Below are 26,552 nucleotides of genomic sequence, written 5' to 3'. Positions count from 1 at the left end.
AATTATTATTAATATTTTAAAATTATCGAAGATTGGTAAATTATTTCAATTTGTTATGAGTAATAATTTTTACGTTTCACCAATAAATTGAATTACAATTTCTGAACTTAATTTATCACTATAAATATGGTCAATCATCTTTCTTTATAAGCAGGGTGATTGCATGACTTCCGAAAATAAGAAATCTTATCTGTCTCGGCGTGCTTTTCTGGGGGCATCCGCAGTTGGTGTTGGTGTGGCAGCCATTGGTGGCTCCGATGGCTTTGTGCGCAAGGCATTCGCACAGAGCACCTCATCTTCTCCGAGAGTGATCAAGCTGGCCTGGGGGCAGACGGCTGTGTGTCAGTCGCCAATTTCGGTCGCGCTCAAGAAAGGTCTGTTTGAGAAATATGGCCTGACTGTCGAGCCGGTTAATTTCTCCGGTCCAACCGATCAGCTGCTACAGGCTATTGCCACTGGCAAGGCAGATGGCGGTATTGGCATGGCACTGCGCTGGCTTAAGCCACTAGAACAAGGGTTTGACGTATCGCTGACGGTCGGAACGCATGGCGGCTGTATGCGCCTTCTGGCAGCGCCAGATTCAGGTATCAATTCGATTGCTGATCTGAAGGGTAAGAAGGTCGCTGTCAGCGACCAGGCCAGCCCGATCCGCAACTTCTTCGCCATTCAGGCGGCCAAGCAGGGCATCAATCCGGATACCGAAATCGAGTGGTTGCAATATCCGGCTGATCTTTTTGCGGAAGCCTTGAAGAAGGGTGAAGTGCAGGCTGTGGCTGGCGATGATCCGCACGCCTTCCTCCAGCGCGAGCGTGATGGTCTCAAGGAAGTCGCGACTAATCTTGATGGGCAGTATGTCAATTCTGCCTGCTGTGTGCTGGGTCTTCGCGGAAGTCTGGTTCGTGATGAGCCGGAAGTTGCGAGCGCCTTGTCGCGTGCAATCGTAGAAGCACAGGCTTGGACTGCAGCGCATCCAGATGAAAGCGCTGAAATCTTTGCGCCTTTCGTTCCGGGCAATGTCTCTGCAACGGACGTGGCGCGCATCCTGCGCAGTCACACGCATGACCATCATTCGACGGGGGATGCCTTGCGCAAGGATGTCGCTTTGTTCGTGGATGAGCTCAAGATCATCAATGTCATCCGGCCAAATACCAATACGGATGCATTTGCGGAAAAGATCGTCGCCAATGTCATCACCTGACACAGTCTATATCTCCTCCAAGGACGACGCGCGGGAGGCTCTGCCCTCCGCGCTTCGTCGCTCGCTATGGCCGTTTGTGGCGGTGATCGCCTGGGCTATAGTTAGTGCGATTTCCGTCTTCCTTCCAAATGTGGTGGTCGGCTTTGCCGAGCCACTTTATGTTCGTGAAACCAATGGCTTGTTCATCGGCTGGACGATCCTTCTGGCAGTCGCTGCAGCATTGGTTGCGGTCTATCCGGCAATTGGCAAAAGGCTTATTTACTGGTCGCCATGGCTGACGGCTTTGGCGGTATTTTTTGGCGTTTGGGAATTGCTTACGGCCAAGTTCGCATGGCTCCCTGTGCCGTTTTTTCAACCACCCTCGTCTCTGCTCGAAGTCTATCTTGATGATTGGCCGCGTCTGCTCGACAGCCTCTATAACTCGTTCAAGCTGCTGGCTTCGGGTTTTGTGCTTGGTGCGATTGCGGGCTTTCTGACTGGTGTTTCCATCGGCTGGGTACAGGCAATCGGCTATTGGGTTCATCCGGTTTTGCGGTTTCTCGGGCCAATTCCTTCTACTGCACTGTTACCAATGGCATTCTATTTCTTCCCATCAGGCTTTTCAGCAGCAGTCTTTCTCATCGCGCTTGCAACATGGTTCCCTCTGACAGTTCTGACATGGTCGGGCGTGGCGAGTGTCGATAAAGCGTACTACGATGTTGCCCGCACTTTGGGCGCCGGTCAGTTGTTCCTGATCCTGCGCGTCGCAATTCCCGCAGCGTTACCGCATGTTTTTGTCGGTCTTTTCATGGGGTTGGGTGCATCTTTCTCGGTGCTGGTCGCCGCCGAAATGATGGGCGTCAAGTCCGGTCTCGGCTGGTATCTGCAATGGGCGCAAGGCTGGGCGGCCTACAACAATCTCTATGGCGCGCTCATCATCATGGCGATTGTATTTTCCGGTCTGATTACGCTGCTCTTTACGGTGCGTGATCGCGTTCTGACCTGGCAGAAGGGGGATGTGAAATGGTGAATGCTGCCCTCAAACAAACGCCTGCCGCCACCGCTGATAAAAGCCGTGGCTTCCATATTCAGGTTGAGAATGTAAGCCATCGCTTTGGCCTTGAAGGCAAGTCACTGCCGGTTCTCAACCACATTGAGCTTGATGTGCAACCGGGTGAATTTGTTGCCATTCTGGGTCCATCGGGGTGCGGCAAGAGTACGCTTTTGCGGCTCGCTGCCGGGCTGGAGCCGCCAAGTGAAGGGCGAATTCTGGCCGATGGCGAGGAAATCCTCGGTCCTAATCCGTCGCGCGTGGTGGTCTTCCAAGACCCCACACTTTATCCATGGCGCACGGTTCGGGACAATGTTGCTTTGGGGCTTCAGGCGCGTGGTGTGCTTAAAACTCAGGGACACCGCATCGATGAAGCAATTGAGCTGGTGGGATTGTCGGCTTTTGCCAATGCCTATCCGCGCCAGCTTTCGGGCGGCATGGCGCAGCGTGCAGCCTTGGCGCGTGCGCTCGTCAATGACCCTAAATTGCTCATTCTGGACGAGCCATTGGGGAAACTCGATTCCCTGACGCGGCTTGCCATGCAGGCTGAGCTTCTGGATCTCTGGCAACGCAACGGCTTTACCACATTGCTCGTCACGCATGATGTCGAGGAAGCGATTTTCCTTTCGCAGCGGGTCATCATCTTTGGCAACCGTCCGGCAAGCATCGAAGCCGAACTTAAAGTGGATCTAAGCTATCCGCGCCATCGCGGCGATCCGCGATTGGCGGAACTGCGCAGGCAGGCACTTGCGCATCTGGGACTTGATGCCGACTGGTAAAATCAGGAAAGAAAAATGTTCAAAAAAGCAATTCTCACAACGGCCCTTTTATTGGGGTCGATGACGCAACTTTATGCGCATGCGCATCTCGCACAATCCGAGCCAGCCGAGGACGCTGTGCTCAATAAAACGCCTGCCATTGTTTCCATCGAATATACCGAAGCGCTGGAACTTGGCCTTAGCAAACTCGTCCTCAAGGATGAGAGCGGGGCGACTATCGAGACCAGTAAGCCTGAACATATTGACGGCAATACCAAGACGCTTTCGGTCAAACCGTCAGCCTTGAAGCCGGGTACTTATACTGTCGAGTGGGGTGCTGCGTCAGTCGATACGCACCGCACCGAAGGCGCGTTCAAATTCAAGATTGCTAATTAAGGTTGCCGGGCGCGATGACTGGAATTGATATCGTCATTGCGCTCGTGCGATGCCTTAATCTTGCGGGCCTCGCACTGCTCGCAGGCGCGCTATTTTTTCGAATTTTTCTTGTTTCAAGCGAAATAAGTGACGGCAAACCTACGTCTTTTGTGAGAATCTGGTATCAACTTTGCAGCTATTCCGTGGCAATCAGTGCCTTTGGACTGGTTCTATGGGTTCCACTTCAGTTCTCACTGCTGTCTGGTGCGAACAGTTTTTCTGATGCATTGGCTTTTCTCCCAAGCGGACTTTTCGGCACAGCGTTTGGCATTGCATCGTGCTTGCGTGCATTGGCAATCTTGCTTGCTGCATTGCTTCTGCCGCACGCGATAAAGTCTCAAGCCATCCGTGTCCTTCTGTTTTTGATCACTGTTTTCGCGCTTGGTCTTCAGATGCGCATGGGGCACGCAGCAGCAGCTGATACAATCTGGTTGCCACTGGCGGTTTTTGCGCATGTGATTGCGGGTGCTCTATGGTTTGGTTCGCTGCCTCCACTCTATCTTCTTTTACGTGCTTCGCGGGATGAGGGTTTGCAGGCAGCGCAGCGCTTTTCGCTAAATGGCATTATTTTTGTTGCCATTCTTGTTATTGGTGCCGTAATTGCAGGATGGCTTTTGACTGGTGGTCTGCCGGGGCTGGTTGGTACCACTTACGGCAGGATCATGATCGTGAAGATCGCGCTTCTGGTAGCCATGCTGACACTTGCAGCACTTAATCGTTTCTGGCTGAGCCGTGCTGGCCGCAGCGGGCGTGGACTTGGCTATGCGCTCATCTTGGAGGGAACAATTGGTCTTGTCGTGTTTCTCGCGGCATCACTTCTCGCGACACAACCGCCCGGCGTACATGAAGACATCATGTGGCCTTTCGCCTATCGTTTGCGCGACAATATTCTGGCTGATGCGTTTCTCGTCGATGCCGCATGGCGGAGTTTCAAGCCACTTCTGCTGGCATTTCTGATCGGTATTGGGTGCCTTTTTCTGTCTAAATGGCGATGGCAGGCTATTGTTATCGTAGCAATTATCGGGTTCGCGTTGTTTCAGCCACCACGCATCGGATTGTTTGTTCAGGATGCTAATGAAGCAAGCTTTTTGCGCTCGTCCACATCCTACACGTCCATCGCAATTGCGCGGGGTGCTACGGCTTTCGGAGGCAATTGTGCATCCTGTCATGGCAATGACGGGCGCGGGCGCGGTGAACAGGCAACAGGCGATCCGGTATGGCCACCCGATCTGACAGCACCCTTGTTTGCGGATCGCAGTGACGGCGAAATCTTCCGGACGATCATGCATGGCAGAAAGTTGCAAAACGGTCGGCAATCCATGCCCGGTTTTGAAACGGTGTTGGAAGCGAAAGCCGCTTGGTCGCTAGTGGATTATATCCGAACGATTGCGTCTGCCCGAACGACCAGTCTGCCCGCGCCTGATGGTGCGGTTTACCCGGCTGCCAGCCCGCGGATTACGATCTATTGCGGGGCTAGTCGGCGTGAGGTCGGTCGACAATCCGACAATTTCTGGCTGCTTCATCTTCAGGGTGAAGAGCTGGAAGCCTTTGCTGTTGATAGCAATGGCATCCCGGCACAATGCGATGTTTCCGACCAGACTGCGGCTGTGGCTATGCAGCTTCTGACACCAACTGCCGATGGGACAAGCTTTCTCGTAGATCAGAATGGCTGGATACGTTTTCGGTGGTCAGGGCATGAGAAGTTGGAACCTTTAATCCTTGAGACAGCAATCAGTAAGGCTCGTGCAAATCCCGTCAGTCTATCGAATAGGGGACATCATTCATGATGATCCGGGTAGTGTTACTACGCGAATATAAATGCAAAGAGGCCTCCTGCAGTGGATAGCAAATCTATGTGAGGGGCGAACTAAGTGAATAATTTTCTTAATAAAATTTAGCGGCTGGTGAAAATGAGACGTTGAATTTTGATACCTGTTGGCAAAAGGGAGTGGAACATGGGTAACATACGCAATGGTTTTTCGGAGCTTGTCGGCAATACGCCTCTGGTTGCTTTCTCACGCCTTCAGAAGAGCAATGACGTTTCTGTGCGTCTTCTCGGAAAAATAGAGTATCTCAATCCGGCTGGCAGCATCAAAGACCGTACAGCATGGGGGATTATTCGGGATGCCGAGCGTGCAGGTAAGATTAAGCCAGGGGATCTTCTGGTAGATCTGACGAGCGGAAATACCGGGATTGGTATTGCGGCTGTTGCTGCCGCAAAGGGCTATCGAACGAAGTTTTACCTGCGTGATACAATCAGCGAAGACAAAATCAATATCCTGCGTCAGTTCGGGTCAGAAATCGTGCTGATTGATAATGATGAGTTGCTGGAAATAGGGGCGTTGCAAAAGGTGCTCGATCGTATTCGCAGCGAAAATCCGGGCGCTTATTATACGGGTCAGCGGTCCAATCCTGCAAATCCGGCAATTCATTTTGAAACGACCGGCCCGGAAATCTGGCGCGACACGGATGGCGAGGTGGATATTCTGGTCAGTACCGTAGGCACTGGCGGGACCATCTCAGGGGCGGGAAAGTACCTTAAGGAAAAGAAATCATCTCTTCGCATCATTCTGGTGGAGCCGACGGCAGATTCGGTGCCTTCTGCCGATAATCCAAAAGCCGAAACTATTGAAGGCGTTCACAAAGTCACCGATATCGATGAGACGATTTTGCCTGAAAACTACGACAGGGCGATTGTCGATGAAATTGTCGCAGTAACGACGGAGCAGGCTCGACGTTCCGCATTGTCAGTTGCTCGCGAAGAGGGCTTTCTGGTCGGAACGTCTTCTGGTGCGGCGATTGCAGCAGCTCTTCAAATTGCAAAACGCCCGGAGAATGCAGGTAAGACCATCGTTGTCGTTCTGCCTGATAGCGGAGAGCGCTACTTGTCATTGTTTCAGGAGCCGGTGATAACCGATTATTAAGAACATCTACGATTTATAAATTGAATAACTATTGCGATATATAAATATACTAACGTAATATATTTTAACCATAATTGTCAGATTAAAGGTAAATATTACTATAGCAGCGTCAATTATATCAATATTGATTATTTCTATATGAAATATTATTTGTCATATATTTTTCAATAATTAGATATAATTTCCTTAATCGAATTATCCCTCTGAAATAAGACGATTTTGTCTATTGTTAGTGGGGATAATTATGATTCTGAAAAACACAGTCATCGGCTCTGCATTTGTAGTTCTGGGGATGACGAATGCAAATGCAGCGGATGCGGTCGTAGCACCGGAACCGGAAGCTGTAGAATATGTACGCGTTTGCGATGCTTATGGTGCAGGCTATTTCTATATTCCGGGCACGGAAACGTGCCTGCGCATTCATGGTTATGTGCGTTATGACTTGAGGGCGGGTGATAACGTCTACTATCGTGGTGCAGGCGTTAGCCGCGCTCCTGACGGCAGTGCCTTTAATCTTAGCCCACGCGGCAAGTCTTATGAGACATGGAACAACAATACGCGTTTCACACTGCGCACATCGACTGCTTCTGAAACGGAACTCGGAACACTTTCGACTTTCACTGAATCGCGTTTTAACTTTGGTAACGGTGCTGATGCCGGGACAACGCTCAACCGCGCTTACATCCAGCTTGGTGGCTTTCGCATTGGCCTTGATGACTCGGCCTTCTATACATTTACCGGATATTTCGGTGATGTGCTGAATGATGACGTTATCAGCGCAGGCGGCTATCGCACCAACCAGATCAGCTACACCTTCAAGGGTGGCAATGGCATTTCAGCTATTCTGTCTCTTGAACAGGGCAACAATTCCGATGTCGATTGGAATGGCGTGATTGATGACTATACACCGCACGTCGTTGGTGGTCTTAAATATGCGCAAAGCTGGGGCTCGATTGCCGGTGTTGCGGCCTATGATGCAGTCAACGAAAAATGGGCCGGAAAGATCCGCGCAGATGTCAATGTAACAGACCAGTTTTCCGTCTGGTTACAGGGTGCATATAAGTCCAACAAAGACCATTATGTGCATTACAACGGCAGCGGTGTTATCGTTCATGATGGAGGCAGCAGCACCTATCGCGGCGTGCGTGTAATCGACAGTTTCTTCGGTACATGGGGTGGCGATTGGGCTCTATGGGGCGGCGCAAAATTTAAGGCTACAAACAAAGCGACCTTCAACGTACAGCTGGCATATGAAGCAGCCGACACGTTTGCGGCAAGTGCGAATGTTGCCTATCAGCTCGTTCCGGGCTTCACCATCACGCCACAGGTTTCCTATACCAAGTGGGATGACAGCAAGTCGATCCTCAAAGGTCAGGATGCATGGCAGGGCGTTGTTCGTTTCCAGCGTTCGTTCTGATCAGGAAAGCTTTGGCTCCAGATACGAAACAGAGTGGCAGCCTAGGCTGCCACTTTTGCTTTTGCGGTTGAGCCAGAGGCGGTTTTTCTACCAACTCTGATAATCGAAGCGTCGATATTTCAGACTGTTGCCAAGAAATAGCTTTGATTGCCTCGTTTCGGAGGTGATTAAGAACGTACAATGAGCACATAGCCAATAGATCATAACGCAATTGATAGGAGATGTGATCACGATGCAAAATCAGTCAGATAATCAGCATTCTTTATCAAAGGTCTATGGTAAATGCATGCAGGAACGAGGAACCATAGCATCGCTATTGGCCGCCGTTGATGCTGCAAAACAGGCTGCAAATGAAAGTCTGCGCCGCGCGCAGTCGGCTCCTCTTCCACATATAGCTGATAATACGACCTTCATCGCATTGTTCGAGCGACACTTATCAGATCGTGAAACGCTGTTTTCCAGCATTCGCCAGTTGGATGATGCTAAAGCATCTCTGCGGGCTTGAGCAAAATGCCAAATTCGTTTCATAATCCCCCGGTGGATTGTCGAAGGTGAAGTTGGGTTAAGCGGGAAAAGCGCATTGAGTGATTTTGCATCCAGAATGACACTGACTGAGGAATTGGTCTCACTGAGCATTCGGACTGAAGTGGATCTGGGACCAGAGCCCAATCGAATTCCCATTACAGATCAGGATGTTGAGGCGCTGTCTGAAAAGCTTTTTCGCGAGAGCGGTGACACGCCCCTATGGGTTTTTGCCTATGGCTCGCTCATCTGGAAGCCGGATTTTAATGCCATTGGCTGGCGTTATGGCGGTGTAAAAGGGTGGCATCGCTCGTTCTGCCTTCGTTTAACCCGCTGGCGCGGTACTCAAAGCCAGCCCGGATTAATGCTCGCGCTAAGGCCGGGTGGCAGCTGTAACGGTATTGTCTTTCGTCTATCGGAAGAGGATCGGCTTGCGCAGATCCAGCGCATGATCCGCCGAGAGATAAGCTCAATGAGTGACGCTTACAGTATTCGCTGGGTCGTGGTCGATACGCCGGAAGGTCCGGTTCGTGCCTTGACGTTCTGGGCGGGGCCACGTGGAGACCGCGTATTGAACGGCTTATCGCTGGAGTCTGTGGCGCATGTTTTGGCACGCGCTTGTGGTCATATTGGATCATGCGCCGAGTATCTTTATCACACAGTCAGGCACCTTGAAGAAAAAGGCATTCGCGACCGCAATCTTTGGAAGCTGCAAGAGCTTGTTGCTGCTGAGATCGCAGCGCTTCATCAGGACATTCCCACTATCACGCACAATAGAAGCGTACTATAAATAAACACATATCATATGTGGGTGTTGGTTGCTGTTTCAGACAAATATGCCGGACATATATGCCCGGCATATTTTAGAGCGTATCTCGATCTGATTGAAACAAAATGCACCAATCACGTTAGAGCATTAATAGGAAATGTCGTGCGGTCATGTTGCGTTAGGCGGAAATCCGCGCTCTTTGGCAAGAGAAGCTATAGCGTAGGCCAACAATAACAACATCAACACCGACCATGATAGCCATGCAACATCTGCATGTTGAAGTAACAATCCACCGATAAGCCCGCCGCCAGCGATTGCAAGATTCCAGGCGGTGACGATCATAGACTGTGCGAGATCCGATGCTTCATATGCCGTGTTTGCTGCAGCTGTTTGGAACAGCGTTGCAGCTCCGCCGAAAGCCAGCCCCCACATAACTGTCGCCAACCAGAATAGACTTTGCACATCACCCCATATGCTCAGCATCAATGCTGCGGCACTGAAAAGCAGAATGCTTGCTAAGACCAACTCTCGAAGCCATCGGCCGATGAAACAGCCAATAATGCAGATTCCAACAATTGCCGTTACCCCAAAGACGAGCAAAACAAGATCGAGCTTAGAGGACAATCCGGAAGGCTCAACAAGTGGGCCAATGTATGTGTAAAGAATGTTATGAGCGAGCACGAATAAAAGGGTGACAAGTAACACTGACTTGATGCCACCGATCGCCAACGTCCCTCCTATAGACGCCTTATCACGAAGGGTCGTTCCGGAATAATTGGGCACCTTTATCAGGACCAGGATAACCAAAGCCAGGGTGAGAGCCGTCATCAACAAAAATGTCGTTCTCCAGCCAATGAAGGAACCGATCATCGTGCCCGCAGGAATGCCCAATGACAAGGCAAGGGGAGTTCCAACCATAGCAACAGCAATCGCACGGCCTCGCAATTGTTCCGAAACCATACGAGCTGCATATCCCGCCAGCATCGCCCAAAGAAGTCCCGCACAAATTCCGGCGAATAACCGCGCCAGCAGCATAATGCTATAACTTGCTGTGATCGCGGTCACGCTATTGGCTACGGCAAATCCGGCAATTGCACAAAGCAGCACCGGTTTGCGTGCAAAATGCTGTGTAAGCTTTGTTAGCGGAATAGCCGCGATAAGGGAGCCTACAGCATATATTGTGATGAGCTGACCAATCGCGGAAGGACTGGCGTTGAGGTCCTTGCTCATCAAAGGAAGAAGACCAGCAGGCAATGCTTCCGTCAGGATTGTGATGAAACCTGCCATAGCCAGGGTTAGCAAAGCGGCCATCGGCAATCTGGTTTCATCAGTCAGTTGAACGCAATCGTGATTTTCTGAAATACTACTGGGCATCGCTATTAGCCCTCAAGCCCAAGCTTTGGCAAAACCAGATCGTCCACTTGATACGTATGGAACTCACTTGTTGAGACGGTATCTAACTTCCGAAAATTTTCAACGAACACGGGATCAGAGAAGAACTCGTCCACGTTGCCTGCGCCCTGAATAGCTTCGATATTAACGACCGTTAGCCCATCCGTACTCCTGGCAAGATTGCTCCACAGAAAACCGGGCTTTCTCTCCGCCACATAATGAACGACGTCCTGGATGATTTGAAACGCCTCATCCTGCTTGCCGGGAAAGGCATGTATTACATTGACGATGAATGTGGTTGGAACTGGCGAAGACGTAAATCCGGCTGAAGGCTTCATACCCATTGTGTATCCCTTTAAAAGACAGCTCACTAACTTTGAGACACACTGGATATCGCTTTCCGAATAAGCGATAAATAATCTTCTATTCTGATAAAACAGGAATTAAATTCCGCAATAGAGAGCGCTATGGATAAGCTGGCAACCTTGAAGATATTCGTTCAAACCGCTGAAAGTGGCAGCTTTGTCGCCGCATCCCAACGCATGGGGCTCACCAGTTCGGCTGTAGGCAAAGCAGTGGCACGCCTCGAACATGAGGTTGGCGTCTCTCTGTTTCATCGCTCTACCCGCAGCATGACGCTTACGGAAGAAGGGAGTTTCTTCCTCGATACTTGTAAAAAGATATTATCGGAACTTGATGCCGCAGAAGCGCAACTCTCGCGATCACATAGCACGCCAAGTGGCCTGTTACGTGTGAGCTTTCCGCTTACCGGAATGCTGCTCATGCCGACCATTTCTGAATTTATGAAGGCCTATCCTGCAATTGATCTCGAATTGGATTTCACCGATCGGCTGGTTGATGTGATTGAGGAAGGTTTTGACGCCGTTGTGCGCACAGGCGAAGTTCGCGATACACGGCTGATGAGCCGTAAACTGGGGAACTTCAAGCATCGAATTGTCACATCACCCGACTACCTGCAACGACAGGGCACGCCACGTCTGCCAGAGGATTTGCTGCATCATAGGTGTATGCATCACCGCTATGCCAATTCGGGAAAGCTTGAGCCGTGGCCACTCATTGCAGACCAAACTGAGACACGTATTATATTGCCAGTGACCACCGTTGCCAGCACTTTGGAGCCGCTTATCCACCTCGCAGAAAACGGCTTTGGCATCACGTGTTTACCTAACTTCGCAGTCAAGCAGCAGATTGCAGAAAGCAAGCTGGTTGCGATACTCGATGAATATCTGGCAGAAACTGGTATCTTCCGGATCTTATGGCCGACAAACAGATATTTATCGCCAAAAATTAGAGTATTTGTCGACTTCATGGCCTGCAATCTGTTTGTAACTCCAAAAAGAGGTAGCTAAAGCAGGATGCGTGCTACCCCTCCACTATCCTAATGCAAGTTGCGTCGAGCCAATGCTTCATTGATATCCGGCACGGCACTGATCAGCATTTTTGTGTAGTCGTGGGTTGGATTTTCGAAAATATCTTCAACCTGCCCCTGCTCCACGAGAATGCCATGACGCAATATGCCAACACGATCAGCCATCTGTCGCACCACTGCGAGATTATGACTTATCAGCAGATAAGTCAGATTAAATTCTGCTTGTAATGACGTCATTAAGTCGAGAACCTGGGCCTGAACCGAAACGTCGAGTGCGGATGTGGGTTCATCGCAAATGATAAAACGAGGCCGACTGGCGAGTGCTCTTGCGATTGCGATGCGTTGTCTTTGTCCGCCAGAAAACTCGTGCGGATAACGTTGCACAGAATCTTGTGGCAATCTCACCTTTTCCAGCAAGTCCCTCACGCGAGCCTTTACAAACAGTGGGTCACGCTCAAGCTTCAAACGGCGGATAGGTTCAGCAATAATATCGCCGACACGCCAGTGGGGGTTGAGGCTGGCATAGGGGTCCTGAAATATCATCTGCACAGCGCCGCTATGATCAACAGACGCGCCATCAGAACGATCAACACCATTAACCCTGACCAACCCTTCGCTAAGCGGCAAAAGTCCGGCAACTATGCGCGCAATTGTCGATTTACCGGAACCGGATTCGCCCACAAGCGCATAGGTCTCGCCCTTCCGAATATGAAACGAAACGTCATTGACGGCACGAAGCTTATTCTGCCCCTCCCCACGCGTCCAGAAGAAAAATCCGCGGTGCCCGATACGAAATTCATGCGCAAGATTGTCGACCCGCAATATTTCATCGGCTGATGATTGTGAGGGGTCACGGAGGTTTTTCTGATGAATAGAAGGAGTGGCGGCGATCAATTTGCGGGTATAATCTTCACGCGGTGTCTGTATCACGTCACGGACGGTACCAGCCTCCACAGCGCGTCCATGATGAATCACCACAACACGATCGGCAATTTCTGCAATGACCCCCATATCATGCGTAATAAGCAACACAGCTAAGCCACGCTCAACGCAAAGCTTTTTCAGAAGCGCAACAATCTGCGCCTGAACTGAGACATCAAGAGCCGACGTTGGCTCATCGGCGATAAGCAGTTCCGGGTCGGCAGCAATTGCCAATGCAATCACAACACGCTGACGCATACCTCCAGAAAACTCGTGCGGATAAGCATCAAGCCGTCTTTCCGCATCCAATATTCCAACCTCTGTGAGAAGCTCTATTGCACGCTTACGGGCAGCCGGTTGAGAAAGGGACAGATGGCGATGTAGGGTCTCGGTTAGTTGTCGGCCAATCGTATAGAGCGGGTTGAGACTGGACAGCGGATCCTGAAAAACCGTTCCAATCTTTTTGCCACGTAAAGCTGCTAATTCCTTGTCCGGCAAATTATCAATGCGTTTTCCCTTGAGATGGATTTCGCCGCCTGAAACATATCCGGGAGCATCAAGAAGGCGCGTAATCGCCGATCCGGTCATCGACTTCCCTGCGCCTGACTCTCCAATCATTCCAAGCACTTCACCGGCATGGATATCGAAAGACACGCGATTAACGGCGTGAAAGACGTGGCCATCCGCGGGGAAGTCGACTTGCAGATTGCGCACGGTTAGAACCTGCACAGGCTCTTTTCTTGATGCTTCATGCATTAGAGTTGCCCTTGCTTCTTCGGATTGAGAAACTCTCGCAACCGGTCACCCAGCAAATTGATGGATAACGCGAGCAGAACCAATGTGACCGCAGGGAAGAATAGTATCCACCACTCTCCAGAAAACAAAAATTGCTGGCCATTGCGAATGAGTGTGCCCAATGATGGACGCGTGGGTGGAACCCCTACCCCAAGATAAGACAAAGTGGCTTCTTCGAGAATTGCGAGAGCCAGCCCCAATGTTGCAACAACGAGAGTTGGTCCAAGTAAATTCGGTAAAATATGGGTAATCAACAAACGAGCAGGACGAACACCAATTAGCCTTGCGGCAGCCACATAATCCTTTCGTCGTTCGACCAGCACTGCGCCCCGAACTATCCGCGCGAATTGTGGCCAGTTTGAAAGACCAATAGCAAAAATAAGTAGCCACACAGCGGCAGCCTCCTGCTGCGCTGGAGGGACAAGACCTTGCGCGAGACCGAAGATTAAAAGTGCAATAAGAATTGTAGGAAAGGTCAATTGCGTATCAGCTATACGCATAATGATCGTATCGAGCAGTCCACCTGCATATCCGCTGATAAGCCCGGCACTAACACCTATGAACAACGACACAACGGTTGCAGAAAAAGCCACTAACAATGAAACGCGGCTACCATAAAGAATGGAAGAAAATATATCCCGGCCCTGATGATCCGTTCCCATCAGAAAGGTATTGCCTGTGAAAGCACTTGGCTGCAAAGGCGCACTCAAACCATCCATCAGGTTCAAGGTTGACGGATCAAAAGGCGAATATGGTGCAATCAGAGGTGCAAAGACTGCACCCAATACCAGTATTGCAGCAAGCACCCCAGCTATCGTTGTAACCACTGGCAACCGTTTAAAGCGCGGAATTTTAGCTCTCACAGAGTGGCGATTATGTGCGGCTTCTAAAGAAAAAGGCGTATCAGTCACGTTACGCTCCCGTCTTGATATGGTCGAAACGAAGACGCGGATCGACAGCAAAATAAAGAATATCAACCACGAAATTGATGCTCACAAAAAGCAATGAGATAAAGACCAGATATGCAGCCATAACCGGCACATCGACGGCCTGTACGGAGTTAATAAAGAGTGAACCCACACCCGGCCATTGAAACACCGTCTCTGTCACAATAGCAAAGGCGATGACTGATCCCAGTTGCAATCCGACCACCGTAATCACCGGGACAAGGGTATTTTTCAACGCGTGTCCGAAATAGATACTGCGGCTGGAAAGACCGCGCGCTTTTGCAAAACGGATATAATCCTGCCGCAAAACATCGAGCATTTCCGACCGGATAAGCCGCATTAAAAGCGTTGTCTGAAACAGGGACAAGGTTATTGCTGGCAGTATCAATGAACGCAGCCCTGATGTCGTCAGAAAGCCCGTCGTCCACCAGTTGCCGATCTCAATAACCTGCCCTCGCCCAAAAGATGGCAACCAGCCCAGCTCGACAGAAAACAGATAGATCAGCCCCACCCCAATCAGAAATGTTGGCAGTGATACGCCGATCAAAGACGATGTCATGATGAAAGCAGTCAGACGCGTTTTGGGGCGTAAAGCAGCATAGACACCCAAAATGCCACCCCCGACAAGCGCGATAAGTGACGAGGTAATTGCCAGTTCAATTGTCGCGGGCAGTTTCTCTATAATCATCCGGCTGACGGGTTCCTGCTGTTTGTATGAGAGGCCAAAGTCACCCACCAGACCACGCTGTATGAAAGACAAGAATTGCAGATAAACCGGCTTGTTCAATCCAAGACGTTCTTTCAGCTCCTGTCGTTCTTCCAGACGTGTTTCCTGACTGGCAATGGATTCCAGCGGGTCGCCAACAAAGCGAATGACGGCAAATGCGATCAAGGCCACGGTCAGCATGACGCCTGCAGATTGGAAAATACGTCTGATGATGAAACTGGTCATATATTTAGCCTGAACTCTACCGCCACCGCGTAGCAAATATTCATCATAATGCTCCGCCCCCGCATGCGAGGGCGATAGCTGCAAATGCGTACGTACTACTTGTTGATCGTTGCCTGTCCGATCTTGGGCGAATTATCTGGCTGATGTTCAAGGTTAAATTTGTCACGCACGGCCCACGCTCCCACCTGATTGTGAAGCGGCAGATATAGATGCTCCGATTTCACCAGCTTCCATAATTCGTCGATGGTTGCATCACGCTTGGCTGGATCTATTTCAGCGCCTAGTGACTCAATTTTCTGATCAACCTCTGCATTTGAGTAGCCGGTTGCATTATAGGCGCCATAACGTCCCTGTCTTGTATGCACCAAATCGTTAAAGTTATAAGCGCTGTCAAATGTCGGCACACCCCAACCAAAGAGATAGAAGTCTGTCTTCTGATCAACAATTAACGGCGAGTGTTGTGCATAGGGACGCGATGCCAGATTCACTTTAACACCTATGCGTCCAAGAAACCCGACAACTGCCTGTGCGATTGCCTCATCATTGACATAACGATTGTTGGGAGTGTCGAGAGTAATCGTAAAGCCTTGCGGATAACCCGCTTCACTCAAAAGCGCTTTTGCTTTTTCAACATCAGGCTTGGAATAGGCATCAAGTTCCTGCGTCCAGCCATGAACAAACGGTGGCACGATGATGCCGGTTGGCACAGAATTACCACGAAGAACAACCGTCTTAATTGCATCGCGGTCTATTGCGAGATCAAAAGCCTCGCGCACCCGCACATCGCTCAGTGGATTTTTATCCTTGACGTCAGATGACGCCAGCGGTGCATCATCAACCCGGTAGCCAAGGAAAATTGACCGGTTTTCTGGACCAACAGAGACTTTAATACCCGGCGTATTTCTTAGTCGCTCGATATCTTGCACCGGCACTTCATGCAGAAAATCCACTTCGCCCGAAAGAAGAGCTGCAACGCGTGTCGCATTGTCGGCGATAGGTGTGTAGACAATTTCTGTTATTTCCGGCTTCTTCTCCGCCCAATATGCCGGATTTGCATCAAGAACAGTACGGACCCCGACTTCACGGGATTTTAGCGTATATGGACCCGTGCCGTTGGTGTTTCTAACCGCGTAATTGTCCTTCCCCGCCGCAATATCCTGAACCTCTGTCACGTCATGCTTTTCTGCCCATCCCTTATCCAGAATGTAAGTTCCGGTCAGATTATTGGGATAAATCGCATTGGGAGCACGCAGCTTAACCTCAACCGTGTTGTCATCAACAACCGTCACCTTTTCCACATCTGCATGAAGCTGACGGAGATTGGATTTATCTGAGCGCGCCCGATCCAGCGTAAAAACAACGTCTTCGGCGGTAAAATCTGCACCGTCGTGGAACTTAACATCCTTGCGTAGTTTAAAGACCCACGTGGTGGGGTCACCCTCTTTCAAACTCCATTCAGTCGCCAGACGTGGCACGAGTTTGCCTTCGGCATCACGCCATATCAGGCTTTCGTAAATGTGGTTGAGAACCGCATGCGTAACGCCATCATTTTGTGCATGAGGGTCCAGCGTGAGTGCATCAGCAGCTCTGGTCCAGCGCAATGTCTCAGCATTACTCAACTGCGTTGAGGAAGCAATAATCAATGTCGCTGCTACGAAACTTAGTATATTTGATCGCAATTAGAGACCCTCTCACCAATAAAAAACTGATTAGAGTTTTTCACATCGAAGGGACCTGACGCACGCATCAATTAACTAAAATCTTTGGTACTATAAAAATATTCTTCTTAAATTTACAGTGGCTTTTCCGGTAAATTATTTCAACTCGAGTGTGAATAACAACCCTGGATAATTTCAGAACAGACAAATTTAAACACTGGTAAGCAATGAATCTGCAGCAGTTAAATAGGCTGGAACTCCGATAATTTCTGATCATTTTCTGGAACGGTCTGACGGTGGTTTCGGTGTAGCTACATACAGTTAGACTGTTTTAATCTGTACAATTCTTGTGGCGGGAACGCTGCAAAAGAAGTAGCTACCTCTCTCATATTCGTTTGATCAGATTATAAATAACTTCCAGTATTACACAGTTGCCTGACAGGATGATCAACTCTCTTGACTACGCTTTCTCTGTCGATACGCACGAGCGCTCGCTTGATCTCCGCATGGAGACATCGAACACCACTGTCTATTTCCAGCGGGCGACTTATCAACGAACATTACATGGCAACGTGGCGAAGCACATTGCTTTATTCGATTGCGATAGGGTCCAGTGAAAACTTCAACAGCATCGCGTGCGATGAGGCCCAATATCTCCTCCATTTCAGCTACGTCCGGTGGCTCCGTATTAAATCCATCGCACGCAATACGCACAACTGGCATACCGGAGCGCGCGTGCGCGTTGATGAGCGCAATATCCGACACCAATATCTCGCTTTGATTAATACGATTATCGGCCAGTCTGAATATCGCCTCTCGTAAAGACTTTGTCTTTGCGAGTTCTTCGTCCGTAACAGAACCTGCAAGCGGCGGTAGTTCGGCCTCGCAAAGCCACCTATCGAGCAAGGAGGGCTCTGAGAACCGATCAACGCCTTTTGTCCTATCTTTTGACGCTGCGACGGTCGCAACAAGATTGAGTGCAACACTGTCCGAGCGGAACAGGAAGCGCCAGCTTCCTTTTTTCCGGCGCTCTTTTGGATGCCCGGCTTTTGCGGTGGTTATATCCATCAGCTCACTCTTTGCATGACAAGTCGTCCAGCTTTGAAAGCCGGACGATACTTATGAGATAAGCGCTAGCAAAATCAACTGTTCGCTGAAGGCGTCGCCAACTCAAGATCAACGGCATATCTGCCAACTTCCTGTATTTTTATAGCGACTGGATCATGCAGCGTGTAAACGCGAGCATCACGCCAATAACGATCCAGCCCCTGCTTCAAAGTCGCGGAACGCGCGCCAACGGCTTCAAAAATGCGCGATGTTACCGAAAGCGCTGCTGCGTCCGAAGCAACCTTGGCCTGTGATATGAGATCAGCAATCTCGCCCCGGCGTTCCGGTGTCAGACGCTTCTCATCGATATCTGCGACCAGTTCACCAAAAGCCCTGTTGGCGACAGTTGAAAGCGCGAAAGATGCGTTAGCTGTGGTGATTGAATTGCCAATAGTGTCAGCAATATAGTCAGGCACAGATGCATTCTGACCGCTTTTGCGCAAGTGCAATTGCGACAGTGCAGTATCAATTGCCCCTAACGCCGTTCCATTGAGGAAATTAACAAACATGATCTGAAAGGCCAGCGAGCCTATCGATTCATTCAGCGGTCGTTTTGTTGGATCGGCTGCCGAAGTGCTGAAAATCGCGGCATCCGGGATAAACACATTTTCAAAGACCAGACTGCCTGATGCGGAGCGACGCGCACCAATGCCATCCCAGTCATCCGCATGGACAATGCCCGGCGTTGACGCATCGAGAACGAACGTCAGACGTTTCTCACGGCCATCGGGCGCGCGATAGCTTTCACCGACGACCAGACGGTCAGCTGTTTGTGCGGCGGTTGCGAAGCTTTTCCTGCCATTGGCAATATAGCCGCCATCAGTCCGCTTCAAATCTGCGGCAGGACCGCCCGGATTGTTGGCACCGCCCCAAAGTGTAGGCGTGCGCAACGTATCTGCTGCGGCTTTTGCGAACACCAGGCCGCGCCCGGCAATCTCAATGCGCAACAGATGCATGTAATTATATCCCAGAAGGGCTGCACTCGATAAATCGATGCGTGAAATCTCCCGGATCGCAAAAAGCGCATGTTGCCAGCGCGCGCCTATCGCTTCGCGGCGGCTTTTAGCGTTACGAAACAGCGCCAGATCATCATCAACGGTTAGTGCTGCCAGACCGGACTGGCGCAAGAGCGATGCTTCCTCAACGGGGGCGGAACCTTTACGGTCCCGCTCTACCACGTGCGGTGCAAGCTCAGTTTTCACCTGCTCAACACGCGCCCAGATATCCGCCTCAATTGGCGGATCAAACCAGTGCGTATGCCGGAAGGATTGCGCGTGTGCATTCATGGTTTCACATCCAGAACGGCTTTACCATGCAAACGTCGGTCAAGAAGAGCCGCGACAGCCTCGTCAAACTGGTTCCAGTCACCACGCCATTTCACTTCTGTCTTGAGCTTGCCTTCAGCCAGCCATTGCAGCAGCGCCTTGAGATAGGGGCCCACCCGATACTCGGAAATCAGGAAGCCATGAATGTGACGTCCAACCGGACCAACTGTGCCAAGATGACCAAAAACGGCATCTTCGCCTGAAGCCCAGCCGAGGCTCTGCACATTGCCATGCCGGTTGAGAAGCTTGAAGGATTGCACGAGCTGCGCCCCGCCGACACTCTCGATTACCAGGTCGATACCTTCCTTCACATCATCAAGGCTGGTCACAACTAGGTCCGCACCAAGTTCGCTGAGACCCGCCGCACTGGCTTCGGACCCCACAGAAGCGATAACGCGCGCGCCACCCAGCCGTGCAAGCTGAATTGCGAAGCGGCCTACACCGCCAGAAGCACCGGTGATGAGAACTGTCTTGCCGAGAATAGGCCCACCAAGCTGCAAGGTCGTCAGCGCCGTGACAGCTGCTGTCGGAAGCGTCGCAGCTTCAGCGGGATCGACCCCCTCCGGAATGACCGCGATATCCTCCACATGTGCAATGCGCTTTTCAGCCCAGGCCCCAAGTGGTGCGCGGGTGACAACCAATGTTCCAATGGGCGGAGCTTTGGTTTGTGGGCCAACGGCTACAATCACTCCGGACGCATCCCATCCAAGAACCGTACCATCAGCCTCAAGACCGCGCGCACCACGCCGGGTTTCACCGAAGTTCAACGAGGTGTGTGTGACATCGATAAGAACTTCCCCATAACCTGGCTCAGGGGTCGCTCGCGTTGCAAAACGCAGACCGCCGGACGTTGCTTTATCAGTTTCGATAACTCGAATGGTCATGCGGTGATCCTTTCCAGACGTCCTGCAATCGAAGCGCCGCGGGTAACGACGTTATAAACAAAGCTATTAAGCTCAACACGCTGGCGCAGGTCTTCCAGCTCAGCGTCAGAGGCGGGAGACTGGATTTTCGCGGTGTAGCGAAGTTCCAGATCGACGGGCTCGCTTGAGCCTGTTCCGATTTGTCCCGGCTTACTGACAGCTTCAGCGACAACTTCCAGCGCATCAATCTCGATGTCGAGCAGTGACGCCTGAATGAGAAAGCCATGATTGAGGCAACCAGCAACGGCGCCGATCAGCAATTCACCCGGGGCCGGACCAAGATCAAAGCCACCGCCAGCGGGCGATCCATCGGTGATAATCTGAAAATCACGAATGAAAAGACGACGGATACCGCTGCGTCCTTCGGCAACAACGCGGGCGGAAAGCTGGCCAGTGCCTGCTGGCTGTCCCTTTTTTGCGTCGTGCAGCTTTCTCTTGTGTCGGATATATTTCGTCAGACCACTGGTCATAGGTATTTCCTGTATTGGGTATGTTGGAAGAAAGGGTTATTCAGCAGGTTTGATTTCGTATGGCAGCGTCCAGTCATCCGGGCGGATGTCCCATACGACCTTGTTGCTGTAGGCATAGGTTTGCGGCAGATCCCAAAGGAAGACAGCGAGCGCTTCGTCAGATGCCACTTCGGTTGCACGTTTGACCGATGCAAGCTCGGCGTCCTTGGTGAGTGCGCCTTTCGCCTGTTTTACCGCTTCGTCAAAGGCGGCCGGGACGGGTCCAATTGTCTGAAAATGCGTGCTGCCGAGATAGGTCAGTGTTTCGGCCGCAATGCTTGCCGTATCGGCGTAACCAAACCACGTCAGTCCAGCGGCTTTGTCGGATGCAGCGCGCTCGGCATGAGACGAAGCGGGCAGAATATTGAGCTGCGCACGGACACCAACCGCAGCCAGTTGCGCCGCGATAATCTGCGCTGCCTGCTCTCCACCGACATAGGTGCCTTTGCCAAACACCATCTCGACATCAAAGCCATCCGGATAGCCTGCTTCCGCAAGCAGCGCTTTGGCCTTATCGGGATCATAAGGCCATGGCTTCAGGTCTGTGTTATAGCCCTCATGAAAGTTGGTGATGATCTGGCTGTTGGCGGGGCTTACCAATCCCTTGAACAGCGCCTTGGTAATAGCTTCCTTCTCAATGGCATAGTTCAAAGCCTGCCGCACACGCGCATCATCAAGCGGCTTGATATTGGTGTTGAAACGGATGATCTGTACGCGCGTGCTTGGACGCGCACCTGCCACCAGATTACCATTGCTTTCAAGCTGTGCGAGATCCTGCGGTGCGATAACCGCTGCGGCATCAATCTCGCCGGATTTCAGGCCATTAATCTTGGCTGCGGCGTCGACCACAACGCGGAACTGCGCCTTGGTGAATGGTGCTGCCTTGCCGAAATAATGTTCATTGGCTTCAAGGCGAACTTCGCCCTCTGGATTATAGCTCACCAGCTTATAGGGGCCGGTGCCAAGCGCCTCAATCGCTGGGTTGTGTGACTTGGCCCATTCAGGTTCCAGATAGAAAATGCCTGCCAGCCGCTTGGGAAACTCAATGTCAGGCGCCTTTAGCGTAAAGGCAACCTGATGCGGGGAAAGAACTTCAACCTTATCAACCGCCTTCATTGACGAGACGATCCAGCTTGGCTTTTCCGACGATAGAATGCGCTCGATGTTCCACTTAACAACGTGAGCATCAAATGGCACATTGTTGGAGAAAACCACGTCGTCGCGCAGGTCGAACACCCAACGCGTATCCGACTCCTGCTTCCAGTCCTTGGCCAGAACACCCACCAGTTTGCCTTTACCATCAAGGCGTGTCAGTGGCGAATAGATCGAAGCAATGATACTCAAATCGCCGCGCAGATTGCCCCCAACGGCAGGATCAAGGGTCTGCAAGGCATAGGGCAGCGCCACCACCAATTCGTGTGTCTTGCCATAGTCCGCAGGTGCCTGCGCGTGGGTTACCGATAGTGTTGCTGACATGAGAAGCAGGCTTGCTCCCATCAGTCTCAATGCGTTCAATGATCGTCTTACAATCATGTGTTTGTTCCAGTGTTTGTGTTCAGATTCAGGGATTGGGCGCGACAAATGACTTTCTGCCAGGAATGGCCGCAAGCAATTGTCGGGTGTAAGGATGAACCGGAGCCTCAAAGATCCGGCGGGTTTCGCCGCGCTCTACGATTTCACCATTACGCATGACCACGACTTCGCGACAAAGCCGTGCAATGACCGATAGATCGTGAGAAATGAGTAGTTGCGCGGTGCCACGCCGACGCTGCATATCTTCCATCAAGGCAAGCACGCGCTCCCGCGATGTGGAATCGAGTGCCGCGACTGGCTCATCGGCGATCAGAAGTTTGGGGCTGGGTGCAATCGCCCGCGCGAAACCAACGCGCTGGCGCTGTCCTCCCGATAGGCGCCCCGGCAAGCGATGCCACAAAGACGGATGGATGCCGACTTCTTCAAGCAAGCCTTGCGCAACTCTCACGGCCTCAGCTTTGCGAAGCCCTTTGGCAAGCAAGGGTTCCGCCACTGTGTCCACAATGCTTATGCGTGGATCGAGAGACGAATACGGGTCCTGAAACACATATTGGACGTGATCTGAACGTGTTCGCGCTGGTCGTACGCTACCGTCAATCAGGATATGGCCGTCATCTGCGCGCTCCAGCCCGGCGATAATCCGCGCGAGCGTGGTCTTACCCGACCCACTCTCGCCAACAATCCCCAGTGTTGTTCCAGCCTTCACCGAAATATCGACACCGCCAAGCGCGCGCGGACCATTGCGAAATGTCTTTTGAAGAGCTTTGACTTCAACAAGTGGAGGTTGGGAAACAGCGTCGTGAAGTGTGTCGCTCTCGGCCGAAAAAGTGAGTTCACTTGCTTTCAGAAGTGATCGCGCCGCGCTACTGGTCGGACTTGCAAAAAGATCGCGCGTAGCGCCACTTTCAACAATCGCCCCGCCATCCATGACTGCAACACTATCCGCTCGATCCCGGATCACGCCCATGTCGTGGGTAATCAGGAGAACACCGAACCCATGACGTTTTTGCAGCCGGGCAATGAGATCAAGAATTTGCGCCTGCACCGTTACATCAAGTGCAGTCGTCGGCTCATCCGCGATGAGCAGTTTCGGCTGCCGTGCCAAAGCCATGGCAATGACAACGCGTTGCGCCAGCCCGCCCGAAAGTTCGTGTGGCCACGCGGTCAGCTTCTTTACCGGCTCATGGATGCCCACCTCTTCCAAAAGGCGCAGGCAGATAGTCGCAGCCTTTGCCTTATCGCGGCGCATGGCAGGCGATAAGGCTTCAAACAGCTGAGCACCAACGCTCAACCGCGGATTAAGCGCTGTTGTCGGGTTCTGAAAAACCACACCAATCTGTGACGTTCTGAAGTCACGACCGTGGCCAGATATGCAAAATGCGAGTGGTCTTCCATCGAGATAGACCTGACCATCAGCACGAAGGCTTTGGGGCAGAAGACCTGCAACGGCCATTGCTGTGAGTGTTTTACCGGAACCGGATTCACCGACAATTCCAAGCGTTTCGCCTTGTTTCAGCGTAAATGACACCGGGCCCGCAAGCACCGTTTCATTTGATCTGACAACCAGCCCTTCAACGGACAGAAGCGTATTGATAATTGTCATGCTGGCTCTCCTGTTTCGCGCGCGGAAAGCCTGCTCGAAAGGGCATCACCCAAAAGCTGCACACCAAAAAGAAGGCTGAGCAGAGCAAGAGCAGGCATCACTGACAGCCACCAGGCGGCACCGAGCTGCGATTTTCCCTGAGCGATCATGAGGCCCCAATCGGCGGTTGGCGGCTGGATACCCAAGCCAATGAAGCTGAGACCGGCTTCTGTCATGATAATGAAGGCAGCACTTATTGTTGAGGTTGCAATCAGCAGCGGCAACAGCCCCGGTACGATATGGCGAAGAACGGACTTCCACAGCGGAACACCTGCCAGCCATGCGGCTTCCATATAGCCCTGATTGCGCGCATTCAACGTATAGGAGCGCGCGACACGGAAATGCAGGGGCCAGCTTTCAAGCGCCAGAATAAGGATCAGGTTCTCAAGCCTTGAACCAAATAATGCCAGTGCAAGAAGTGCTAGAACCAGACCAGGAATTGTCAGCTGAATTTCGGCGATCCGGGCAATGATCTGGTCAAGCAAACGATTGCTCAATCCTGCAACAATACCCAGCAGACTTCCGATCAAAGCGGAAAGAAGCGTTGCAATGGTTGCAACGAGCAGAACAGGTCGTGCGCCGTAAAAAACCCGGCTTAAAATATCTCGACCTAGATCATCAGTGCCGAGCCAATGTCCGCTATTCCATGACGGCTCTTGCAGAAACGCCGTCAGATCACTTGAGTTGGGCTCATAAGGTGCAAACAACGGTGCAAAAGTGGCAGCCACCAACCAGAGCAGGATGATCAGAAAGCCAATCTTACCTCTCAAAGCCAGCTTTGGCTTTGGAGTTTCGCGAGAGAGTTCAATAAAATCCTGATTAGAAATTTCACTCATTTTGTCACCGCACTTCGTGGATCAACAACAGCGATAAAAAGATCGGCGAGTAGATTGCAAAGACTGACAGTCAGGGCGATCAGGACAATCGCCGCCAGAATGACCGGATAATCTTTCATGCCAACGGCGCTGACCAGAACCGTGCCAACACCCGGCCAGCCAAAGACTGTTTCTGTCAGAACAGCTCCGCCCAACAAGGTTCCCGTTTGCGTACCCAAGAGGGCAATCACAGGAACGAGGGCATTGATAGCGATGTGCCTGAAACGCACACGACCGAGCGAAATCTGTTTCGATAAAGCCGTGCGGACATGGTCTGCACCCTGCTGCTGTTTAAGACTGGTGCGAAACAGCCGTGCTACAGGCGGAGCGATCAACAAAGACAGAGTCAAAGCAGGCAAAACGAGATGCCTTAAGCTGCCACTTCCTCCCGTTGGGAGCCAGCCGAGCGTCAAAGAGAAGAACAGAACCGCGAGGATGCCGGTTACAAAAACAGGCGTGGACTGCACAACCGTTAAAAGTGCCAGCGGGCCTTCACGAAGAAATCGGTTTGATGACGTGGCCGACAGATAACCAGCGAACAACCCTATTGCAGAACCGATCAAAAGCGCCGTCAAAACCAACACGAGCGTCAGCGGTATGGCCGGTGCCAGAACATCAACAGCAGGGATGTCAAAACGCAATGATTTTGGAAACTCGCCACGCAGGCTTTTAAATAAAAATTGCCCATATTGCTCGATCACAGGGCGATCAAACCCATAGCTTGCATTCAGCGCTGCGACTTCTTCCTTTGTCGCCTGCCCGCCCGCAAGCAAAGTTGCCGGGCTGCCAGTTGCAAAAATCAGGAAGAAAACCAGTGACACTGAACCGAGAACAGAAATTACCGTCGCACCAAGCCTTTGCAGGATAAAAGATGGGCGAATATCACGCCTACGACGCGGCAGCTTTAGCAAAACGTCCCGAGGAGCCTGCTCGCTATGAGCGCCCTCGCCGGCTTGCAGCCAGAACTCCTGTTCTCGTGGCGTTATAGTCATGATGCGCTTTCAACAATTAAATCCTATAAAATTTATAGGCTAATAATCGTCAGTCATTAAGCACCTGACGTTTTGTCGTTTCATGTCGTAGAGAAACAAATTGCTAAACAAGTGGAACAATTGAGGCTGACATTCGTCAGTGGCTATAGCGCTGACGAAATCGGCATGTAGAGCGAAGCGGTGAGCCAGAATGCGGTCCAAAAAGGATCCTTTAAATCCGCAGCAACAGATCATTAGCGTCACAACAGCTCCGAAACATGGTGTGAAACGAATGAAAACCACGCCGTTGATTGCTAATGAGAATTGATAAAGGTGCTGTGCGGATAAACGCATGGACCGATACATGGCGCATTATCCGGCCTGCACGATAATCGATGTAGATACCTAGCCACTCGGCGCACCGGACTTGTACCGTTACCCTTGTTCGTGATCAGGACAAAGCTAATGTAGCACCCGGCGAAGCCGCCACCATTATGGAGCCGCCCGGCCTTTTATGGACCTTCTGGAATCGCGAATGGCATTTGAGGTTATACGGCGG

24 protein-coding genes are annotated in these 26,552 nt (G+C 51.4%); 10 read left to right on the top strand and 14 right to left on the bottom strand.

Annotation, left to right across the window (positions count from 1 at the left end; translation table 11 throughout):
- The first annotated feature begins 163 nt into the window (after positions 1-163).
- The 9 genes from WH356_RS14795 (at position 164) to WH356_RS14755 (ending at position 9,074) form a co-directional block, all read left to right on the top strand.
- A complete protein-coding gene (locus WH356_RS14795) occupies positions 164-1,198 on the top strand; it encodes an ABC transporter substrate-binding protein (protein WP_339512072.1) in 1,035 nt (344 codons plus the stop codon).
- Entirely contained in the window at positions 1,185-2,207 is a 1,023-nt protein-coding gene (locus WH356_RS14790) for an ABC transporter permease (RefSeq protein WP_339512070.1), read from the top strand. Before WH356_RS14795 ends, WH356_RS14790 begins: the two co-directional genes overlap by 14 nt.
- Entirely contained in the window at positions 2,201-3,007 is an 807-nt protein-coding gene (locus WH356_RS14785) for an ABC transporter ATP-binding protein (RefSeq protein ID WP_339512068.1), read from the top strand. The genes WH356_RS14790 and WH356_RS14785 overlap by 7 nt, the downstream gene beginning before the upstream one ends.
- A 15-nt stretch (positions 3,008-3,022) precedes the next feature.
- On the top strand, positions 3,023-3,382 hold the full coding sequence (locus WH356_RS14780; RefSeq protein WP_339512066.1) for a copper resistance CopC family protein: 360 nt from the start codon (positions 3,023-3,025) through the stop codon (positions 3,380-3,382).
- A 14-nt stretch (positions 3,383-3,396) separates the two neighbouring features.
- Entirely contained in the window at positions 3,397-5,208 is a 1,812-nt protein-coding gene (locus tag WH356_RS14775) for a CopD family protein (RefSeq protein WP_339512064.1), read from the top strand.
- Between the two features lie 168 nt (positions 5,209-5,376).
- Positions 5,377-6,345: a PLP-dependent cysteine synthase family protein gene (locus WH356_RS14770; RefSeq protein WP_339512062.1), complete on the top strand. Its 969-nt coding sequence runs from the start codon at positions 5,377-5,379 to the stop codon at positions 6,343-6,345.
- Positions 6,346-6,589: 244 nt separating this feature from the next.
- Entirely contained in the window at positions 6,590-7,762 is a 1,173-nt protein-coding gene (locus WH356_RS14765; protein ID WP_339512060.1) for a porin, read from the top strand.
- A gap of 232 nt (positions 7,763-7,994) precedes the next feature.
- Positions 7,995-8,267: a hypothetical protein gene (locus tag WH356_RS14760; protein ID WP_339512058.1), complete on the top strand. Its 273-nt coding sequence runs from the start codon at positions 7,995-7,997 to the stop codon at positions 8,265-8,267.
- A 96-nt stretch (positions 8,268-8,363) separates the two neighbouring features.
- Positions 8,364-9,074, top strand: coding sequence for a gamma-glutamylcyclotransferase (locus tag WH356_RS14755; protein WP_339512086.1), 711 nt, complete (start codon positions 8,364-8,366; stop codon positions 9,072-9,074).
- Positions 9,075-9,221: 147 nt separating this feature from the next.
- Here WH356_RS14755 and WH356_RS14750 read toward each other — a convergent pair whose 3' ends face one another.
- Both WH356_RS14750 and WH356_RS14745 read right to left on the bottom strand, forming a co-directional pair.
- Positions 9,222-10,427, bottom strand: coding sequence for an MFS transporter (locus WH356_RS14750; RefSeq protein WP_339512056.1), 1,206 nt, complete (start codon positions 10,425-10,427; stop codon positions 9,222-9,224).
- Positions 10,428-10,432: 5 nt separating this feature from the next.
- Positions 10,433-10,789 carry an antibiotic biosynthesis monooxygenase gene (locus WH356_RS14745; protein WP_339512054.1) on the bottom strand — a complete coding sequence of 119 codons (357 nt, stop codon included), beginning with the start codon at positions 10,787-10,789 and terminating at the stop codon, positions 10,433-10,435.
- Between the two features lie 123 nt (positions 10,790-10,912).
- On the opposite strand from WH356_RS14745, the gene WH356_RS14740 reads away from it, so the two are divergent.
- Positions 10,913-11,815, top strand: a complete 903-nt coding sequence (locus WH356_RS14740) for a LysR family transcriptional regulator (protein ID WP_339512052.1) — start codon at positions 10,913-10,915, stop codon at positions 11,813-11,815.
- A 29-nt stretch (positions 11,816-11,844) separates the two neighbouring features.
- Here WH356_RS14740 and WH356_RS14735 read toward each other — a convergent pair whose 3' ends face one another.
- The 12 genes from WH356_RS14735 to WH356_RS14680 form a co-directional block, all read right to left on the bottom strand.
- Positions 11,845-13,512 carry an ABC transporter ATP-binding protein gene (locus WH356_RS14735; RefSeq protein WP_339512050.1) on the bottom strand — a complete coding sequence of 556 codons (1,668 nt, stop codon included), beginning with the start codon at positions 13,510-13,512 and terminating at the stop codon, positions 11,845-11,847.
- A complete protein-coding gene (locus tag WH356_RS14730; protein ID WP_339512048.1) occupies positions 13,512-14,462 on the bottom strand; it encodes an ABC transporter permease in 951 nt (316 codons plus the stop codon). Before WH356_RS14730 ends, WH356_RS14735 begins: the two co-directional genes overlap by 1 nt.
- Position 14,463: 1 nt before the next feature.
- On the bottom strand, positions 14,464-15,450 hold the full coding sequence (locus WH356_RS14725; RefSeq protein ID WP_339512047.1) for an ABC transporter permease: 987 nt from the start codon (positions 15,448-15,450) through the stop codon (positions 14,464-14,466).
- A 95-nt stretch (positions 15,451-15,545) separates the two neighbouring features.
- A complete protein-coding gene (locus WH356_RS14720; protein WP_339512045.1) occupies positions 15,546-17,093 on the bottom strand; it encodes an ABC transporter substrate-binding protein in 1,548 nt (515 codons plus the stop codon).
- Positions 17,094-17,555: 462 nt separating this feature from the next.
- Entirely contained in the window at positions 17,556-18,176 is a 621-nt protein-coding gene (locus WH356_RS14715) for a CGNR zinc finger domain-containing protein (RefSeq protein WP_339512043.1), read from the bottom strand.
- A 74-nt stretch (positions 18,177-18,250) separates the two neighbouring features.
- Positions 18,251-19,501 (bottom strand): acyl-CoA dehydrogenase family protein, encoded by a 1,251-nt coding sequence (locus WH356_RS14710; RefSeq protein WP_339512041.1) that lies wholly within the window; start codon positions 19,499-19,501, stop codon positions 18,251-18,253.
- On the bottom strand, positions 19,498-20,424 hold the full coding sequence (locus WH356_RS14705) for a zinc-binding dehydrogenase (RefSeq protein ID WP_339512039.1): 927 nt from the start codon (positions 20,422-20,424) through the stop codon (positions 19,498-19,500). The genes WH356_RS14710 and WH356_RS14705 overlap by 4 nt, the downstream gene beginning before the upstream one ends.
- Positions 20,421-20,933 (bottom strand): OsmC family protein, encoded by a 513-nt coding sequence (locus WH356_RS14700; protein WP_207489411.1) that lies wholly within the window; start codon positions 20,931-20,933, stop codon positions 20,421-20,423. Before WH356_RS14700 ends, WH356_RS14705 begins: the two co-directional genes overlap by 4 nt.
- 36 nt (positions 20,934-20,969) lie before the next feature.
- Positions 20,970-22,505, bottom strand: a complete 1,536-nt coding sequence (locus WH356_RS14695; RefSeq protein ID WP_339512034.1) for an ABC transporter substrate-binding protein — start codon at positions 22,503-22,505, stop codon at positions 20,970-20,972.
- Positions 22,506-22,533: 28 nt separating this feature from the next.
- A complete protein-coding gene (locus tag WH356_RS14690; RefSeq protein WP_339512032.1) occupies positions 22,534-24,108 on the bottom strand; it encodes an ABC transporter ATP-binding protein in 1,575 nt (524 codons plus the stop codon).
- Positions 24,105-24,983, bottom strand: a complete 879-nt coding sequence (locus tag WH356_RS14685; RefSeq protein WP_339512030.1) for an ABC transporter permease — start codon at positions 24,981-24,983, stop codon at positions 24,105-24,107. Before WH356_RS14685 ends, WH356_RS14690 begins: the two co-directional genes overlap by 4 nt.
- A complete protein-coding gene (locus WH356_RS14680; RefSeq protein ID WP_339512028.1) occupies positions 24,980-26,014 on the bottom strand; it encodes an ABC transporter permease in 1,035 nt (344 codons plus the stop codon). The genes WH356_RS14685 and WH356_RS14680 overlap by 4 nt, the downstream gene beginning before the upstream one ends.
- Positions 26,015-26,552 lie beyond the last annotated feature (538 nt).

Source organism: Ochrobactrum sp. MYb379 (assembly GCF_037479515.1).
Lineage (GTDB): Bacteria > Pseudomonadota > Alphaproteobacteria > Rhizobiales > Rhizobiaceae > Brucella.
Note: the sequence above shows the minus strand (reverse complement) of the source record. Positions and strands in the feature narration are given on the sequence as shown.

Excerpts from the sequence above, each read along its gene's own strand:
- WH356_RS14790 (WP_339512070.1), top strand. The coding sequence starts at position 1,185 with ATGTCATCACCTGACACAGTCTATATCTCCTCCAAGGACGACGCGCGG.
- WH356_RS14680 (WP_339512028.1), bottom strand. The coding sequence starts at position 26,014 with ATGACTATAACGCCACGAGAACAGGAGTTCTGGCTGCAAGCCGGCGAG.
- WH356_RS14745 (WP_339512054.1), bottom strand. The coding sequence starts at position 10,789 with ATGGGTATGAAGCCTTCAGCCGGATTTACGTCTTCGCCAGTTCCAACC.
- WH356_RS14740 (WP_339512052.1), top strand. The coding sequence starts at position 10,913 with ATGGATAAGCTGGCAACCTTGAAGATATTCGTTCAAACCGCTGAAAGT.
- WH356_RS14760 (WP_339512058.1), top strand. The coding sequence starts at position 7,995 with ATGCAAAATCAGTCAGATAATCAGCATTCTTTATCAAAGGTCTATGGT.
- WH356_RS14755 (WP_339512086.1), top strand. The coding sequence starts at position 8,364 with ATGACACTGACTGAGGAATTGGTCTCACTGAGCATTCGGACTGAAGTG.
- WH356_RS14715 (WP_339512043.1), bottom strand. The coding sequence starts at position 18,176 with ATGGATATAACCACCGCAAAAGCCGGGCATCCAAAAGAGCGCCGGAAA.
- WH356_RS14775 (WP_339512064.1), top strand. The coding sequence starts at position 3,397 with ATGACTGGAATTGATATCGTCATTGCGCTCGTGCGATGCCTTAATCTT.
- WH356_RS14685 (WP_339512030.1), bottom strand. The coding sequence starts at position 24,983 with ATGAGTGAAATTTCTAATCAGGATTTTATTGAACTCTCTCGCGAAACT.
- WH356_RS14700 (WP_207489411.1), bottom strand. The coding sequence starts at position 20,933 with ATGACCAGTGGTCTGACGAAATATATCCGACACAAGAGAAAGCTGCAC.
- WH356_RS14785 (WP_339512068.1), top strand. The coding sequence starts at position 2,201 with ATGGTGAATGCTGCCCTCAAACAAACGCCTGCCGCCACCGCTGATAAA.
- WH356_RS14765 (WP_339512060.1), top strand. The coding sequence starts at position 6,590 with ATGATTCTGAAAAACACAGTCATCGGCTCTGCATTTGTAGTTCTGGGG.
- WH356_RS14705 (WP_339512039.1), bottom strand. The coding sequence starts at position 20,424 with ATGACCATTCGAGTTATCGAAACTGATAAAGCAACGTCCGGCGGTCTG.
- WH356_RS14770 (WP_339512062.1), top strand. The coding sequence starts at position 5,377 with ATGGGTAACATACGCAATGGTTTTTCGGAGCTTGTCGGCAATACGCCT.
- WH356_RS14735 (WP_339512050.1), bottom strand. The coding sequence starts at position 13,512 with ATGCATGAAGCATCAAGAAAAGAGCCTGTGCAGGTTCTAACCGTGCGC.
- WH356_RS14725 (WP_339512047.1), bottom strand. The coding sequence starts at position 15,450 with ATGACCAGTTTCATCATCAGACGTATTTTCCAATCTGCAGGCGTCATG.
- WH356_RS14750 (WP_339512056.1), bottom strand. The coding sequence starts at position 10,427 with ATGCCCAGTAGTATTTCAGAAAATCACGATTGCGTTCAACTGACTGAT.
- WH356_RS14690 (WP_339512032.1), bottom strand. The coding sequence starts at position 24,108 with ATGACAATTATCAATACGCTTCTGTCCGTTGAAGGGCTGGTTGTCAGA.
- WH356_RS14795 (WP_339512072.1), top strand. The coding sequence starts at position 164 with ATGACTTCCGAAAATAAGAAATCTTATCTGTCTCGGCGTGCTTTTCTG.
- WH356_RS14780 (WP_339512066.1), top strand. The coding sequence starts at position 3,023 with ATGTTCAAAAAAGCAATTCTCACAACGGCCCTTTTATTGGGGTCGATG.
- WH356_RS14695 (WP_339512034.1), bottom strand. The coding sequence starts at position 22,505 with ATGATTGTAAGACGATCATTGAACGCATTGAGACTGATGGGAGCAAGC.
- WH356_RS14710 (WP_339512041.1), bottom strand. The coding sequence starts at position 19,501 with ATGAATGCACACGCGCAATCCTTCCGGCATACGCACTGGTTTGATCCG.